Source organism: Kitasatospora sp. NPDC004240 (assembly GCF_053603215.1).
On record NZ_JBSGFD010000011.1, the window covers coordinates 41,688 to 56,911 of the forward strand.

Here is a 15,224-nt window from a genome sequence, read left to right on the forward strand (position 1 = left end):
AGTTTTACACATCATGTCAAGCAGTAACGCTCCCGATGAGGGCCGGGCGCAGGGCGCCCCGGAAGAACGCAGCACCGATGACGCGATCCTCGACGCGGCGGCCGAGCTGATCGTCCAACTCGGCGTGCGCCGCACCCAGTTGGCCGAGATCGCCCGGCGCGCCGGGGTCAGCCGGCCCACCGTCTACCGGCGCTGGCCGGACGTCCGCGCGGTGATCGGGGCGCTGCTCACCCGGGAGATCCGCGCCACCCGGGCCGAGGTCCCGCTGCGCGGCGAGGACCGCGAGGCCTTCGTCGAGGGCGTCGTCGAGGTCGCCGTACGGCTGCGCGACCACCCGGTGCTCGGCGCCCTGCTGCACTCCGCCGACTCCGACACCCTCTTCTTCGAGTACGTCGTCGAACGGCTCGGCACCAGCCAGCGCGGCCTGCTCGACGAACTGCGCGCCGGCATCGAACAGGGCCAGCGGCACGGTTCCGTCCGGGCCGGCGAACCCACCGAACTCGCCGCCATGGTGCTGCTGATCGCCCAGTCCACCGTCCAGTCGCACCGCATGGTCGCCCCGCTGCTGCCCGAGGCGGCCTGGCGGCGCGAACTGGCCAGAGCGCTGAACGGATACCTCGCGCCGTGACCGAAGACGTGACCGAAGACATGACCGACGACGTGACCCCGGACCCCGCACCCTCCACCGGCGCCGACCCCGTCCCCTGCGTGGACCGGCCCGGCGGCCCGCCCACCGGCGCGTACGCCGGCACCGGCCGCCTGGACGCCCACCGCCGGGCCCTCGAACTCGATGCCCTGGCCGGCGGGACGGTCGACCTGCTGGTCATCGGGGCCGGCGTCACCGGCGCCGGGGTCGCCCTGGACGCCGCCTCGCGCGGGCTGCGCACCGTCCTGGTCGACGCCCGCGACCTGGCCTTCGGCACCAGCCGCTGGAGCTCCAAGCTGGTGCACGGCGGCCTGCGCTACCTCGCCTCCGGCCGGGTCGGCGTCGCCCGGGAGAGCGCCCGCGAGCGCCACCTGCTGATGACCCGCACCGCCCCGCACCTGGTCCGCCCGCTGCCCCAGCTCGTCCCGCTGCTGCCCGGCCTGGTCGGCCCCGGGCAGTCCGCGCTGATCCGCGCCGGGTTCCTGGCCGGCGACGCGCTGCGCACCGGCGCCGGCACCCCCGCCCTGCTGCTGCCCCGGATGCGCCGGATCGACGCCGAGCAGGCCCGCCGGCTGGTGCCCGGCGTACGGGGCTCCGGCCTGCGCGGCGCGCTGGTCGCGCACGACGGGCAGCTCGTCGACGACGCCCGGCTGGTGGTCGCCATCGCGCGGACCGCCGCGCAGTACGGCGCGAGCGTGCTCACCCGGGTCCGGGCGAGCGAGGTCACCGGCACCTCGGCCCGGCTGACCGACGCCCTCACCGGCCACTCGCTCACCGTCACCGCCCGCGCCGTGGTCAACGCCACCGGCGTCTGGGCCGGCGAGGTCGACCCCTCGATCACGCTGCGGCCCAGCCGGGGCACCCATCTGATCCTGGACGCCGCCGCCCTGGGCCGGCCCACCGCCGCGCTCACCGTGCCGGTGCCCGGCTCCACCAGTCGCTTCGTCTTCGCGCTCCCGCAGCAGCTCGGCCGGATCGCGCTCGGCCTCACCGACGAGGACGCGCCCGGCCCGATCCCCGACGAGCCGCAGCCCGCCGAGCACGAGGTGGACTTCCTCCTCGACACCGTCAACCGGGCCCTGGACACCGCGCTGACCAGGGCGGACGTCCGCGGCGCGGTGGCCGGACTGCGCCCGCTGATCGACACCGGCGGCGGCAGCACGGCCGACCTCTCGCGCCGCCACGCGGTGCTGGAGTCCCCGAACGGCGTGATCACCGTGGTCGGCGGCAAGCTCACCACCTACCGCGGGATGGCCGAGGACACGGTGGACACCGCCGTACGGCTGCGCGGCCTGACCGCCCGGGCCTGCTGGACCGCCCGGCTCCCGCTGATCGGCGCGCCCGCGCACCGCGACAGCCGCCCGGTGCCGGCCGGCGCGCCCGCCTCCCTGGTCGCCCGGTACGGCGGCGAGGCCGGCCGGGTGCTGGCCGCGGGCGACCACCGCCCGGTCGTCGAGGGGCTGGACGTCACCCGGGCCGAGATCGCCTTCGCGGTGCGCCACGAGGGTGCCCTGGACGCCTCCGACGTGCTGGACCGCCGGACCAGGATCGGCCTGGTCCGGGCCGACGCGGACCGGGCCCGGGCGGTGGTGGAGGAGATCGTCGGGGAGGTCCTGGACGAGGCCCCGTAACGGCGTGCGCGGGCCCGGCGTCGCCGACGGTGACAGACTGGTGGGACGGACCAGTCGTGGCGGGAGCGGCCATGGACACCACCGACATCGGTACCAGCACGGGGGCCGTCGACGCCGGGGCGCTGGCCGCCGCCTTCCGGGGTGAGCTGGTGGGCCCCGGCGACGGCCCGCGCTACCACGAGGCCCGGCGGATCTGGAACGCCTCGGTGGACCGCTCGCCGGCCCTGATCGCCTACTGCACGGGCGTGGCGGACGTGATCGCGGCGGTCCGCTTCGGCGTGGAGCGCGGACTGCGGATCGCGGTGCGCAGCGGCGCCCACAGCTTCCCCGGGCAGTCGGTCTGCGACGGCGGGCTGGTGATCGACCTGTCCGCGATGAAGGGCGTCCGGGTCGACCCCGAGGCCCGTACCGTGCGTGCCCAGGCCGGTGTCCTGCTCGGCGAACTCGACCGTGAGACCCAGCAGTTCGGCCTCGCCGTGCCCGCCGGGATCGTCACCCACACCGGACTGGCCGGACTCACGCTGGGCGGCGGGATCGGCTGGCTGATGCGTAAGTACGGCCTGACGGTCGACCAACTCCTCTCCGTGGACCTGGTGACGGCGGAGGGCGGGTTCGTGAAGGCGAGCGAGCGGGAGAACCCGGAGCTGTTCTGGGGGCTGCGCGGCGGCGGCGGGAACTTCGGCATCGCCACCGGGTTCGAGTTCCGGCTGAACCCGCTGGGCCCGGTGGTGCTGGCCGGCCCGCTGCTGTGGCCGATGGCCGACTCGGCGCGGCTGCTGCGCCTCTACCGCGAGTGGATCGCCGACGCGCCGGACGACCTGACCACCGCCGTGGTGCACCGCAAGGCGCCGCCGCTGCCGGAGATCCCGGCGGAGCTGCACGGGCGCCCGGTGGTGATGGTGGTCTGCTGCTGGGCCGGGGCGGTCGAGGACGGCGAGCGGATGCTGCGGCCGCTGCGGGCGTTCGGGCCGCCGGTCCTCGACCTGTGCCGGTCGAAGCCGTTCACCGAGCACCAGGCGATGTTCGACCCGAGCTTCCCGCACGGGCGCTGGTACTACTTCAAGTCCTGCGACGTGGCGGCGCTCGACGACCCGGTGATCGAGCTGACCGCCGAGCACTCGGCGCGGATCGGCTCCCCGCTGACCAGCTTCCCGATCTTCCAACTCGGCGGCGCCATCCGGCGGCTGGGTGAGGACGACACGGCGTTCAGCGGACGTTCGGCGGGCCACACCTTCAACATCAACGGCACCACCGCGGCCGCCGAGGGCTTCGCCGAGGAACGCGCCTGGGTGCGCGGCTTCTGGTCCGCGCTCGCGCCGCACCACACCGGGGTGTACGTCAACTTCCTGATGGAGGAGGGCGACGGGCGGGTCCAGCAGGCGTACGGCGAGCGGAAGTTCGCCCGGCTGCGGGCGCTGAAGCGGCAGTGGGACCCGCGGAACGTGTTCCGGCTGAACCAGAACATCCCGCCGGACTGAACCGCCTGCCCTTGCTCAGCGGGCGGTCCGCTCGGGCATCGGCCGGACGGTGCCGGACAGCTCCAGGAAGCAGGCCAGCGGGCTGTCCGCGCCCCCGGTGCGCTCCATCCGCACCGTCACCGGCAGCGGCGGCTCACCGGCGACCTGGGCGGACAGGCTCAGCGGGTAGACGCCGTGCCCGTGCACCCGGTGGAAGGCGCACTCCTTGCCGTCCACCAGCACCTCCGTCTCGGTGATCCAGCCGGAACGGACGTTCACGGTCACCGAGTGGTCGCCCTGGTCGAGGTGGAAGCTGTGCCGTTGCCGCATGGGGGTCCTCCGGATCCGTCGCGCCCCCGGCCCACAGTCTAGGCCCGGCCGTCGCCGTTCACGTTCTGGTGATCTCTACAGTGTTGTAGATTCTTCGCCAGGGAGAGCGACCAGAGGAGGGAATCGTGGGAGTTTCGCTGGCCAAGGGCGGCAACGTCTCGCTGACCAAGGAGGCGCCGGGCCTGACCGCCGTCATCATCGGTCTCGGCTGGGACGTGCGCACCACCACCGGTGCCGACTACGACCTGGACGCGAGCGCGCTGCTGTGCCGCGCGACCGGCAAGGTGGTCTCCGACCAGCACTTCGTCTTCTTCAACAACCTGCGCAGCCCCGAGGGTTCGGTCGAGCACAGCGGCGACAACCTGACCGGCGGCGGGGACGGCGACGACGAGCAGATCAAGGTCGACCTGGCCGCCGTGCCGGCGGAGGTCGCCAAGGTGGTCTTCCCGGTGTCGATCTACGACGCCGACGCCCGGCTGCAGAACTTCGGCCAGGTCCGCAACGCCTTCATCCGCGTGGTGAACCAGGCCAACGGCCAGGAGATCGCCCGGTACGACCTCACCGAGGACGCGTCCACCGAGACCGCGATGGTCTTCGGCGAGCTCTACCGGCACGGCACGGAGTGGAAGTTCCGCGCCATCGGCCAGGGCTACGCCTCCGGCCTGCGCGGCATCGCGACCGACTACGGCGTCAACGTCTGAGCGCGCGCGGGGCGCCGGGCACCCGCCCGGCGCCCCGGCCGCCGTTCCCGTCCCGGACCGGCGCGCCCGGACGGTCGGCGTGCGCGCCCCGGCCCGGCGTGCCCCGGGCGGCTCAGGCCTTCTCGTACGGCGAGGGGGCCGGGAAGTAGGCCCGCAGGAACCCGGTCACCTCGCGCTCCTGTTCCTCGGCGGGCAGGCCGTCGCGGACGCCGTCGGCCAGGCAGAACAGGTCGGCCCAGCGCAGCTCGTGCAGCTCCGGCAGCCGGGCGAGGTCCTCGGCGCTGTCGGTCAGGAAGAACCCGTCGTACAGCCGGCCCTCCACCGCGCGCGCGGTGGCGTGGGCGAAGTGGGTCGCCAGGGTGATCGGCGCGAGGTCGGCGGCCGCGCGGAACGGCGAGTGGACGGTCCCGGCGAGCTCCTCGGCGAACCGTTCGGCGGACTCCGTCAGCACGCTGCGGCGCAGCGGGTACGGGGCGTGCTTGAGCGTCCGGGGGTAGGAGCGTCCCACGGCCGTGGCGAGGGCGGCCCGGGTGTTCTTCTGGGCGCTGACGTAGACCGAGTCCTCGGGCCCGGCCTCGCCGGGCGGGATCACCCGGTCGTCGGGGAAGTACCGGGGCAGGCCGTTGCCGAGGAAGAAGTCCTCCGGCACCAGCGCGCGGCCGAGGAACATGTCGTCGTTGAAGTACAGGAAGTGCTCGGCCAGATCCGGGATCAGGTGCAGCCGGGTCTCGATGGCGTGGGAGTTGAACACCGGCCCGGCGCCGCTGCCGGCGAACAGGTCCCGGTGCGGGACCACGGTCAGGCCGGGCCGGCCGGTGTCCAGCCAGTCGGGCACCTGGTCGTCGGTGACCAGGAAGATCCGCCGGATCCAGGGCGCGTACGAGGCGATCGAGCGCAGGCAGTAGCGCAGTTCGTCGCGGTTGCGGAAGCGCTGGTCGGCGTCGCCCGCCGGACCCTTCGCGGGGACCCCGGTGAGGGCCTCGCGGGCGGCCGCGCGGCGGCGCTGCCAGGCGGGGTCGCCGTCGTCCACCCAGGTGACCACGGCGTCGACGGGGAAGTCCACCTGGTCCGGCAGCGGGGTGGCGAAGGCGTCGACCAGCGGGTAGTCGCGGCCGGCGACGGTGGCGGTGGCGGTGGCCGCCAGCGAGGGCACCCACCAGCCGAAGGGGGTCTCGTCGATGGAGGCGATCGCGCCCCGGGAGGGGGCGGCCGAGTCCCAGAACTCCACGTCGCAGCCGACCTCGGGCCCGTACAGCACGGTGCCGACCACGGCCGGCCGGTAGATCCGCACGCCCTTCACCCGGTCGGCCGGGGCGGGCGGCTCCTCGTCCGGGCCGTCCGCATTCTCCGCACTCTCCGCACCGCCCGGGCCGTCGACGGTGGTGCCGGGGTCGAGCGGGGCCTCGAAGTCGGTGACCGCGGCGGGTAGTTGCTCGGCGAGGACGGTGCCGAGGGTGCGTCCGTGCTCCAGCAGGTCGGCGTAGACCGGCCGGCCGGCGAAGGCGGCGGCCAGGGCGGCGAGCACGGCCGGACGGTCGCCCGGGGTGATCGCCAGCCGGTGGCGCGGCCGGCGGTCGGGCACCAGGCCGTGCGTGAGGCCCGCCGTCCGCAGCGCCTCGGAGACCTCGGCCAGGTTGGCGTCCCGGCGGGTGCCGGGCAGCAGGTCGCGGTGCGGCTCGGCGAGGTGGTCGCCCTGGCGGACGGTGCCGGTGGCCGCGCCGAGCAGTTCGTCCTCGCGGGCCCGCCGGGCCTCGGTCAGCCGCTCCAGCCGGGCGAGCCGTTCCTCCCGCTCCAGGCGCTCCAGCCGTTCCCGTCGCTCGGCCCGGTCCTCCGTGCCGCCCGGCGTCCCGCTCGGATCCGGCGCCTGCGGGCCGCCGGTTGCCCGGTCGGTGCCGGGCGAGGCCCAGCGGCGGGCCAGCGCCGCCAACGGGCGTATCGCGGCGGACGGATGGGCGCGGCGAATGGACACGGGAGAAAACTCCGGGGGGGGATTGGTCGGATGTTGTTCTACCGGAATTCGAGGGTGGGTTCCGGGGGCCGGATGACTCGGGTCAGCCTGGCACGAGAATATGAAGGAACCCTGTGAAAGCGGTTCGCGCTCACTGAACGGTGGCCCTGGACCTCCTGGTGTGTACTCGACACGGCGGGCGGCGGGCGAATTACCCGGGCCGTCCGGAGGAGATCGTACGCGTCCCAGGAATGCGCCGCGGCGGCTCTCCGATAACGATCGGATGACCGGCCGGGCCGTCCGGTGTGGATTCGGCCGGGAAAGTCCGACATCGGCTCCGGAAGTCCGGACTCCGGAACACGGGTGAGGGGAATCCGGCCCCCTTCGCCGCCGCGGCCCCGGCGGGCCGTCGGTCCCGATGATTTTGCAACTGGTTGCACTCGATCGAGGGAGTGCCCTACCGTTCGGTAACAACGGCCGGGCGTCGGGGCCCGGCACCGCGCGAGGAGCTTTCCGCAGATGACCGACTCGAACCAGAGCGCCGCCTACCCCCACCTGCTCAGCCCGCTCGACCTCGGCTTCACCACCCTGCCCAACCGGGTGCTGATGGGCTCGATGCACGTCGGCCTGGAGGAGGCCCCGGACGGCTTCGAGCGGATGGCCGCCTTCTACGCCGAGCGCGCCCGCGGCGGCGTCGGCCTCATCGTCACCGGTGGCATCGCCCCCAACGAGGCCGGCCGGCCCTGGGGCGGCGGCGCCATGCTGACCACCGGGGAGGAGGCGGACAAGCACCGGGTCGTCACCGACGCCGTCCACGCCGAGGGCGGCCGCATCGCCCTGCAGATCCTGCACTTCGGCCGCTACGCCTACCACCCGGACCTGGTCGCCCCCAGCGCCCTGCAGGCCCCGATCAGCCCGTACGTGCCCAACGCGCTCACCGCCGAGCAGGTCGAGCAGACCATCGAGGACTTCGCCCGCTGCGCCGAGCTCGCCCGGCGGGCCGGCTACGACGGCGTCGAGATCATGGGCTCCGAGGGCTACCTGATCAACGAGTTCATCGCGGCCGCCACCAACCACCGCGAGGACGAGTGGGGCGGCTCGTACGAGAACCGGATGCGCTTCCCGGTCGAGATCGTCCGCCGGGTCCGCGAGCGGGTCGGCGAGGACTTCATCATCGTCTACCGCCTCTCCATGCTCGACCTGATCCCCGGCGGCTCCACCCTCCCCGAGGTCGTCCGGCTGGCCCAGGCCGTCGAGGCGGCCGGCGCCACCATCATCAACACCGGCATCGGCTGGCACGAGGCCCGCATCCCCACCATCGCCACCTCCGTGCCGCGCGGCGCCTGGGCCTGGGTCACCAAGAAGGTCATGGGCACGGTCGGCATCCCGCTGGTCACCACCAACCGCATCAACACCCCCGAGCTCGCCGAGCAGCTGCTCGCCGACGGCTACGCCGACATGGTCTCGCTGGCCCGCCCGATGCTCGCCGACGCCGACTTCGTCGCCAAGGCCGCCGCCGGCCGCCCCGAGGCCATCAACACCTGCATCGGCTGCAACCAGGCCTGCCTGGACCACACCTTCAGCGGCCAGATCACCTCCTGCCTGGTCAACCCGCGCGCCTGCCACGAGACCCAGCTCGTCCTCGCCCCGACCCGGCTGCGCAAGCGCCTCGGCGTCGTCGGCGCCGGCCCGGCCGGCCTCGCGTTCGCCGTCTCCGCCGCCGAACGCGGCCACTCCGTCACCCTGTTCGACGCCGGCGAGGTCATCGGCGGGCAGCTGAACGTCGCCCGGCAGGTGCCCGGCAAGGAGGAGTTCAACGAGACCCTCCGCTACTTCCGCACCCGCGTCGCCGAGCTGGGCGTGGAGCTGCGCCTCGGCGCCGAGGTGGACGCGGACCAGCTGGCCGCGCACGGCTTCGACGAGGTGGTCCTCGCCACCGGCGTCACCCCGCGCGTCCCCGCCGACATCGAGGGCATCGACCACCCCAGCGTGGTCAGCTACCTGGACGTGCTGCGCGACGGCGCCCCGGTCGGCGAGCGGGTCGCCGTCCTCGGCGCCGGAGGCATCGGCTTCGACGTCGCCGAGTTCCTCACCGACCAGGGCGACGAGGCCAGCCTCAACCCGCCCGTCTTCCAGGCCAAGTGGGGCATCGACGCCGAGTACCGCGAGGCCGGCGGCCTGAAGCGCCCGGAGGCCCCCAAGCCCCCGCGCAGCGTCCACCTGCTCCAGCGCAAGACCACCAAGGTCGGCGCGGGCCTCGGCAAGACCACCGGCTGGATCCACCGCACCGAGCTCAAGCACCGCGGCGTGGTGATGGTCCCCGGCGTCACCTACGAGCGGGTCGACGACGCCGGCCTGCACATCCTGCTGGACGGCGAGCGCCAGGTGCTGCCCGTCGACACCGTGGTGCTGTGCACCGGCCAGGAGCCCCGCCGCGACCTGGTCGAGGCCCTGCGCGGGCACGGCATCGAGGCCCACCTGATCGGCGGCGCCGACGTGGCCGCCGAACTGGACGCCAAGCGGGCCATCAAGCAGGGCACCGAGCTGGCCGCCTCGCTCTGACGCCGCCCCGACCCCGCGTACGGTCCCGCGCGGACCCCTGCACCGGACAAGGTGCACGGGTCCGCGCGCGCCGGCCCGTACGCCCCGATCCGTAGGCTGGGCCCATGTCACTGCCGCACGCCATCCTCACCGCCCTGCTGGAGAAGCCGTCCTCGGGGCTGGCGCTGACCCGGCGGTTCGACAGGTCGATCGGCTTCTTCTGGTCCGCCACCCACCAGCAGATCTACCGCGAGCTGGGCCGGCTGGAGACCTCCGGACTGATCCGGGCGCTGCCCCAGACCGGCCCGGTGCGCGGACAGAAGAGGGAGTACGAGGTGCTGCCGGCCGGGCGGGCCGCGCTGGTGGACTGGGTGGCGGAGCGTCAGGAGCCCAAGGCGATCCGCGAGCCGCTGCTGCTGCGCCTGCGCGCGGCCGCGGTGGTCGGCGCGGCCGGGCTCGCCGAGGAGCTGGAGCGTCACCTGGCCCTGCACCGCGAGCAGCTGGCGCAGTACCTGGAGATCGAGCGGCGGGACTTCCCGCCCGAGCAGGCGGCGGAGGAGAACCGGCTCCAACACGCCGTGCTGCGGGCCGGGATCGGCCTGGAGACCTTCTGGACCGAGTGGCTCGCCGAGGCGCTGGCGGCCCTGCCCGGGGAACCGGGGGATCCGGAGGGGTCCGCCGGGGAGCCCGCTCCGGGGCCGCGGGCCTGACCTGCGGGCCCGGGAGCCCGGTGGGAGACTGGGAGGAGTCCCTCCAGCACTCTCCGATAGGGGCACCCCCATGTCTGCGCTGAGACCACTCCTCGCCCTCGCCGCCACCGCCGCGCTCGCCCTGGGCGGCGTGGGTGTCCAGGCCGGGGCCGCCCGGGCCGCCGCCCTGCCGGACGAGGCGCAGCTCAGGGCCGCCCTGCTCACCGTCGAGGACGTCGGCTCCTCCTTCACCGAGGTCCCGGTCGAGGAGAACCCCGAGGACCCGCTCGTCGGCGATCAGATCATCGGCTGCGAGGACCTCGTCGACCTGCTCAAGGACGTCACGGCCACGCCGCCGCCCACCGAGACCTGGGAGGCCACCGAGCTGGTCGGCCGCGGCGACAACCCGTACATCACCGAGAGCCTGTACACCGAGGACGCCGGGACCCTGACCGCCGACTTCGCGACGGCGAGCGACGCCATGGAGTCCTGCGAGCAGTTCACGATCGCCGGGGACGAGAGCGGCCTCGAAGGGACCACGTTCGACGTCTCCCCGGTCGACCTCGGCGGCGCCACCGACGCCCCCGCCATCCGTATGGAAGGCGAGGTCTTCGGGAGCCCGGTCAACATCTACCTGGCCATCGAACGCTTCGGCCCGGTCGCCATGGCCTACACCTACGTCCAGCAGGGCGACTCCGGCGCCGAGGCCGCCGCCGAGTACTACCTCACCGCCGTGGACAAGGCCGAACAGGTCCTGCAGGCCGAGGCCGGCAGCACCGCCGACGACATCGGCACCGCGAGCTGACCCGGAAGCCCCGACCAGGCACCCGCCACCCGGTACCCGCCACCCGCCACCCGACATCCGGCGCGACGGCCGGCGCGCCGGCGACCCGACCGCCGTGCGACCCGACCGCCGTACGGCCGGGCCACCGGCGCGCTCGCGCATCATAGGGGGATGCGCGCCGCACGACTCATCAGAATGGTCCTGCTGCTCCAGTCCCGGCCGTCGATGACCGCCCGGGAGCTGGCGGCCGAGCTGGAGGTCTCCGAACGGACCGTCACCCGGGACGCCCTCGCCCTCGCCGAGGCCGGCGTCCCGGTGTACGCCGACCGCGGCCGGGTCGGCGGCTACCGGCTGCTCGGCGGCTACCGCACCCGACTGACCGGACTGGAGCGCGGCGAGGCCGAGGCCCTGTTCCTGTCCGGGGTGCCGGGCGCGCTGCGCGAGATGGGCCTGGAGGACGCCGCCTCCGCCGCCCGCCTCAAGGTGTCCGCCGCCCTGCTGCCCTCCCTGCGCGACGCGCCCGCCTCCGCCGCCCAGCGCTTCCACCTCGACGCCCCCGGCTGGTTCCACGAACCGCAGACCCCGCCGCTGCTCGCCCGGATCGCCCGCGCGGTCTGGGCGGACCGCACCGTGACGGCCCGCTACCGCAAGCAGGGTGGCGAGGTGGAGCGCGAACTCGCGCCGTACGGGCTCGTGCTGAAGGCCGGCGTCTGGTACCTCTGCGCCCGCGCCGGCGAGCACTTCCGGGTCTACCGGGTCGACCGGCTCACCGCCGTCACCGAGCACGAGGCGCGCTTCACCCGCGACGAGGACTTCGACCTGCCCGCCTTCTGGGCCGGGCGCGCCGCCGAGTTCACCCGTTCCCTGCTGCGCGCGAGCGTGGTGCTGCGCCTCACCCCCGACGGCGCCCGGCTGCTGCCCCGCCTCACCGACCGGGCCGCCGCCCGGGAGGCGCTGGCCGCCGCCGGCCCGCCCGACGCCCACGGCCGGGTCACGGTCACCCTGCCGGTGGAGTCACCCGAGGTCGCGTACGACCAACTCCTCGGCGGCGGGCCGGAGATCGAGGTACTGGAGCCGCCCGCGCTGCGCGCCAGGTTCGCCGGGGCGGCCCGCCGGGCGCACGAGCTGTACGGCGGGCCGCCCGGGGATCAGCGGTAGTCCTCGACGGGGGCGTCCTTGCCGCCGTGCACGACCTCCTCGAAGTACGCCCAGGCGTCCGGCCGCGAGCCGTCGGCGTCGGTGAAGCCGTACTCCCGGGCGAGCTGACCGCTGGACAGCGACCGTCCGCTCCAGCGCGCCCGCTCCGGGTCGGCCGCCAGCGCGGCGACCGCCCGGCCGATGTACACCGGCGACTCGGCGATCGCGAAGTGCGGCTCCTCGGCCACCGCGTCCCGCCAGTTCTCCTCGCGCACGCCGAACACGTCCAGCATCTGCTCGGAGCGCAGGAACCCCGGCGTCAGCGCGACCGCCGTACCGCCGAACTCCCGCAGCTCGGTGGCCAGACCGAAGGCCATCCGGATCGGGGCGTTCTTCGCCAGGTCGTAGTAGAGGGTCTCGCGGAAGTGCGCCCGGTTGTAGTCCGCCGTGCCGTCGGTCACCTCCACCACCAGCCCGCCCGGGTGGCGGATCAGCAGCGGCAGCGCGCAGCTGCTGGTGATCAGGTGGGTGCGTACGCCCAGCTCCAGCATCCGAAGCCCGCGCTCCAGGTCCACCTCCCAGGTCCGCACGCCGAACTGGACCAGGTGCTCGCCGCCCCAGACGTCGTTGACCAGGACGTCCAGTCGCCCCCGCTCCCGGTCGATCCGCTCGACCAGCGCCCGCACCTGTTCGGCCTCCAGGTGGTCGGTCGGCACCGCGATGCCCTCACCGCCCGCCGCCGTCACCAGCTCGGCCGTGTCCTCGATGGTCTCCCCGGCCCGCCCGACCTCGCTGACCCGCTCCCGGGTGGTCCGCCCGGTCACGTACACCGTCGCCCCGGCGCCCCCCAGTGCCACCGCGATGGCCCGCCCGGCCCCCCTGGTGGCCCCGGCCACCAGCGCGATCCGGCCGGCCAGCGGCCGCTCGTTCCCCGTCCTCGTGCTCTCGTCGCTCATGCGACCGACTCTGACAGCGAATCCCGACACCTCCTGTCCGGCTTTCCGGATTTCACCCGTGCGGCGGGCGGCCGCGCCGGCCCGGTGAGCGGCACCCCCGGGTGAACGCCCGCGGTCGTCAGCCGAGGCGGCCGGTCCGGCGGGCCACCCGCCGCTCCAGGGCGGTGCGGCGCTCGGGCCACTCCTCGGCGGTGATGGAGAAGATCGCGGAGTCGCGCAGCAGGCCGTCCTCGCCCGGCGCCCAGGACCTGGACCAGTTGCGCAGGACGCCCTCGAAGGTCGCGCCGACGGCCTCGATGGCGGCCCGGGAGCGGGCGTTGCGGGCGTCGGTCTTCAGGTCGACCCGGGCGACGTTCCAGTGCTCGAAGGCGTGCCGGAAGAGCAGCAGCTTGGCCTCCGCGTTGATGCCGGTGCCCTGGGCGGAGGAGCGGAGCCAGGTGAAGCCGACCTCGACGGCGCACAGGCCCTCGCCGTCCGGCCACGGCCGCGGGTCCCAGAAGGACGTGGCGCCGACCACCCGCCCCGTCGCCCGTTCGACCTGGACGTACGGGGCGAGGATCCCGGCGACGGCGCGGGCATGCTGGGCCTCGATGTAGCCGGCGACCTCACCGGCCCGGGGCACCCAGGTGTAGTGGTAGCTCGCGCGGTCCTCCTCGGCGGCCTCCGCCAGGCCCGCCGCATGGCGGTGCTCCAGCGGCTCCAGCCGGACGATCTCACCGTCGAGCACGAAAGCCATCGGGCACCACTCCTTGCACACCGGTCGCGGGTCGTTCCCCGCGCCCAGCGTTCCAGTGCCGCCGCCCCGTGTCGCCTGATTTGCTCAGAGGGTGAGACCCGCCAGCCCGTCCGGTACGGCGATCCCGAACTCGCCCTCCAGCAGCGCCCGGACGTCGTCGGCGGAGGCCAACTCCCGCTCCCGGACGGTGCCGTCGGCGGCCGTCTCGGTCAGCCTGCGCCCGGCGAGGTTCAGGTGACCGCCGTCGGCGGCGGTGCGCTGCACGAACAGCCCGGTGCGGAACGGCGAGCGCGGGTACGTCGCCACGAACCAGTTGGCGACCTCGTAGTCCTGCGCCGTGAACGGCTCCAGGGTGAACCCGTACTGGTCCTCCCAGCCGTCGGCCTTGAGGGTCTGGAGCACCCAGGTGTCCAGCCGCCCGCCGTCGTCCGCCGGTTCGACGACCAGCCGGTGCCGGCGGCCCGCGCCCTCCCGCTCCGCCTCGGGCAGCATCGGCAGCGGCTCCAGCAGCGCCCCCACGGCCCCGAAGCCCACGTCGGCGAGGTGCGTCCCCGGCTCGCCCGGGACCGTGACGGCCAGCATCATGTGGGTGCGCGGCCGGACGTCCCCCGGCTTCGCGCCCAGCCGCACCCGGCCCGCGAGCCGGGTGACGCCGAAGCCCAACTCCTCCAGCACGTCGGCGAGGAGCGTGTTCTGCTCGAAGCAGTACCCGCCGCGCCCGCCGTCGACCAGCTTGGCCTGCAGGTCGTCGGCGTCCAGCGAGGGCGCGCGGCCGAGCAACGGATCGAGGTTCTCGAAGGGGACGGCGAGGACGTGCGCCCGGTGCAGCCCGCGCAGGGTCTCCAGGGTGGCGGGGCTCTCCCCGTCCCGGCCGAGGCGCGCGAGGTACCGCTTGAGATCAATGGCCATGCCGTCAGCGTACGCACGACGAACGGCCCGGACCTCCGCCGCCGGTCCGGCCCGGCCTGCCCCGGAAGTCCTAGGACCTCCGGGAGTTCGGACCTCCTGGAGTCCGGCGCACCGGGAGGTCGGCGCACCGGGCTTCAGGGCAGCGGGTGGTAGACGACCGGCCCGTGGTCGGGCGGCTGCGGATCCTCGGACCGGTCGGCCATCGCGTAGCCGATGACGAGGGCGACGACGCCGAAGGCGGCGAAGGCCAGGCCGAAGAACCCGGCGAACCAGAGCAGGCAGGTGCCGCCCGCCCCGGCGTCCACCGGGATCGCCTGCTCCGGCCGGTCCGGCTCGTAGCGCACGACCACACTGTCACCGGCGACCCGCACCGCCTGGCTGGCGCGCTCCACGAACCTCACCTCGCGCCCCTCGGGCGTGCGGAAGGAGATGACGGCCTCACGCGAGGTGTGCTCGCCCGACCGCCGGGTGTACGTGTCCAGGCAGACGCCGCGCGCCTCCAGGCCGTGCGTCAGGATGCGCCGGTGCCGCCGGTGGAACAGCACCCCACCGGTGAGGATCCCCGCGCCGACCAGCAGCGTCACCACGCCGATGAACGTGAACACCACAACCGCACCGTTCATGAAACCCCCCCGTTCCGTTCTCACGTCGCCTCCGGGGACGCCGGTGGGGGTGCGGACGGTTTCGCTCACCGGGCCCGCAGGAGGGGCGGGCGGGTCGCCGGGACGGCGGTGGCGTGACCGTGGCGTGACGGGCGGG

14 protein-coding genes are annotated in these 15,224 nt (G+C 74.4%); 8 read left to right on the forward strand and 6 right to left on the reverse strand.

The features are described 5' to 3' along the window. The first annotated feature begins 13 nt into the window (after positions 1–13). From ACWEQL_RS05290 to ACWEQL_RS05300, 3 genes are all read left to right on the forward strand, one after another. Positions 14–628 carry a TetR/AcrR family transcriptional regulator gene (locus ACWEQL_RS05290; protein ID WP_452148813.1) on the forward strand — a complete coding sequence of 205 codons (615 nt, stop codon included), beginning with the start codon at positions 14–16 and terminating at the stop codon, positions 626–628. Then, entirely contained in the window at positions 625–2,277 is a 1,653-nt protein-coding gene (locus ACWEQL_RS05295) for an FAD-dependent oxidoreductase (RefSeq protein ID WP_452148814.1), read from the forward strand. Before ACWEQL_RS05290 ends, ACWEQL_RS05295 begins: the two co-directional genes overlap by 4 nt. A 71-nt stretch (positions 2,278–2,348) precedes the next feature. Then, positions 2,349–3,755 carry an FAD-binding oxidoreductase gene (locus tag ACWEQL_RS05300; RefSeq protein ID WP_452148815.1) on the forward strand — a complete coding sequence of 469 codons (1,407 nt, stop codon included), beginning with the start codon at positions 2,349–2,351 and terminating at the stop codon, positions 3,753–3,755. A gap of 15 nt (positions 3,756–3,770) precedes the next feature. Here ACWEQL_RS05300 and ACWEQL_RS05305 read toward each other — a convergent pair whose 3' ends face one another. Continuing rightward, entirely contained in the window at positions 3,771–4,064 is a 294-nt protein-coding gene (locus ACWEQL_RS05305) for a hypothetical protein (RefSeq protein ID WP_452148816.1), read from the reverse strand. A gap of 125 nt (positions 4,065–4,189) precedes the next feature. Here ACWEQL_RS05305 and ACWEQL_RS05310 point away from each other — a divergent pair, with 125 nt between their 5' ends. After that, positions 4,190–4,765 (forward strand): TerD family protein, encoded by a 576-nt coding sequence (locus ACWEQL_RS05310; protein WP_452148817.1) that lies wholly within the window; start codon positions 4,190–4,192, stop codon positions 4,763–4,765. A 112-nt stretch (positions 4,766–4,877) separates the two neighbouring features. Here ACWEQL_RS05310 and ACWEQL_RS05315 read toward each other — a convergent pair whose 3' ends face one another. Next, entirely contained in the window at positions 4,878–6,734 is a 1,857-nt protein-coding gene (locus tag ACWEQL_RS05315; RefSeq protein ID WP_452148818.1) for a stealth conserved region 3 domain-containing protein, read from the reverse strand. Between the two features lie 498 nt (positions 6,735–7,232). Here ACWEQL_RS05315 and ACWEQL_RS05320 point away from each other — a divergent pair, with 498 nt between their 5' ends. The 4 genes from ACWEQL_RS05320 (at position 7,233) to ACWEQL_RS05335 (ending at position 11,885) form a co-directional block, all read left to right on the forward strand. After that, positions 7,233–9,275 (forward strand): oxidoreductase, encoded by a 2,043-nt coding sequence (locus tag ACWEQL_RS05320; protein WP_452148819.1) that lies wholly within the window; start codon positions 7,233–7,235, stop codon positions 9,273–9,275. Between the two features lie 104 nt (positions 9,276–9,379). Further along, positions 9,380–9,964 carry a PadR family transcriptional regulator gene (locus tag ACWEQL_RS05325; protein ID WP_452148820.1) on the forward strand — a complete coding sequence of 195 codons (585 nt, stop codon included), beginning with the start codon at positions 9,380–9,382 and terminating at the stop codon, positions 9,962–9,964. A gap of 70 nt (positions 9,965–10,034) precedes the next feature. After that, a complete protein-coding gene (locus tag ACWEQL_RS05330; RefSeq protein ID WP_452148821.1) occupies positions 10,035–10,748 on the forward strand; it encodes a hypothetical protein in 714 nt (237 codons plus the stop codon). A 150-nt stretch (positions 10,749–10,898) separates the two neighbouring features. Further along, positions 10,899–11,885 carry a helix-turn-helix transcriptional regulator gene (locus ACWEQL_RS05335; RefSeq protein WP_452148822.1) on the forward strand — a complete coding sequence of 329 codons (987 nt, stop codon included), beginning with the start codon at positions 10,899–10,901 and terminating at the stop codon, positions 11,883–11,885. On the opposite strand, the gene ACWEQL_RS05340 is transcribed toward ACWEQL_RS05335, so the two are convergent. The 4 genes from ACWEQL_RS05340 to ACWEQL_RS05355 all read right to left on the reverse strand — a co-directional run bounded on the left by ACWEQL_RS05340 (position 11,876) and on the right by ACWEQL_RS05355 (position 15,088). Beyond that, positions 11,876–12,820, reverse strand: coding sequence for an SDR family oxidoreductase (locus tag ACWEQL_RS05340; protein WP_452148823.1), 945 nt, complete (start codon positions 12,818–12,820; stop codon positions 11,876–11,878). The two genes, ACWEQL_RS05335 and ACWEQL_RS05340, sit on opposite strands and share 10 nt — an antisense overlap. 118 nt (positions 12,821–12,938) lie before the next feature. Further along, positions 12,939–13,556 carry a GNAT family N-acetyltransferase gene (locus ACWEQL_RS05345; protein ID WP_452148824.1) on the reverse strand — a complete coding sequence of 206 codons (618 nt, stop codon included), beginning with the start codon at positions 13,554–13,556 and terminating at the stop codon, positions 12,939–12,941. 84 nt (positions 13,557–13,640) lie between these two features. Continuing rightward, positions 13,641–14,465, reverse strand: coding sequence for an arylamine N-acetyltransferase family protein (locus ACWEQL_RS05350; RefSeq protein ID WP_452148825.1), 825 nt, complete (start codon positions 14,463–14,465; stop codon positions 13,641–13,643). 134 nt (positions 14,466–14,599) lie between these two features. Beyond that, the gene (locus tag ACWEQL_RS05355; RefSeq protein WP_452148826.1) at positions 14,600–15,088 is read right to left on the reverse strand and encodes a DUF3592 domain-containing protein; all 489 of its coding nucleotides are present in this window, start codon (positions 15,086–15,088) and stop codon (positions 14,600–14,602) included. Positions 15,089–15,224 lie beyond the last annotated feature (136 nt).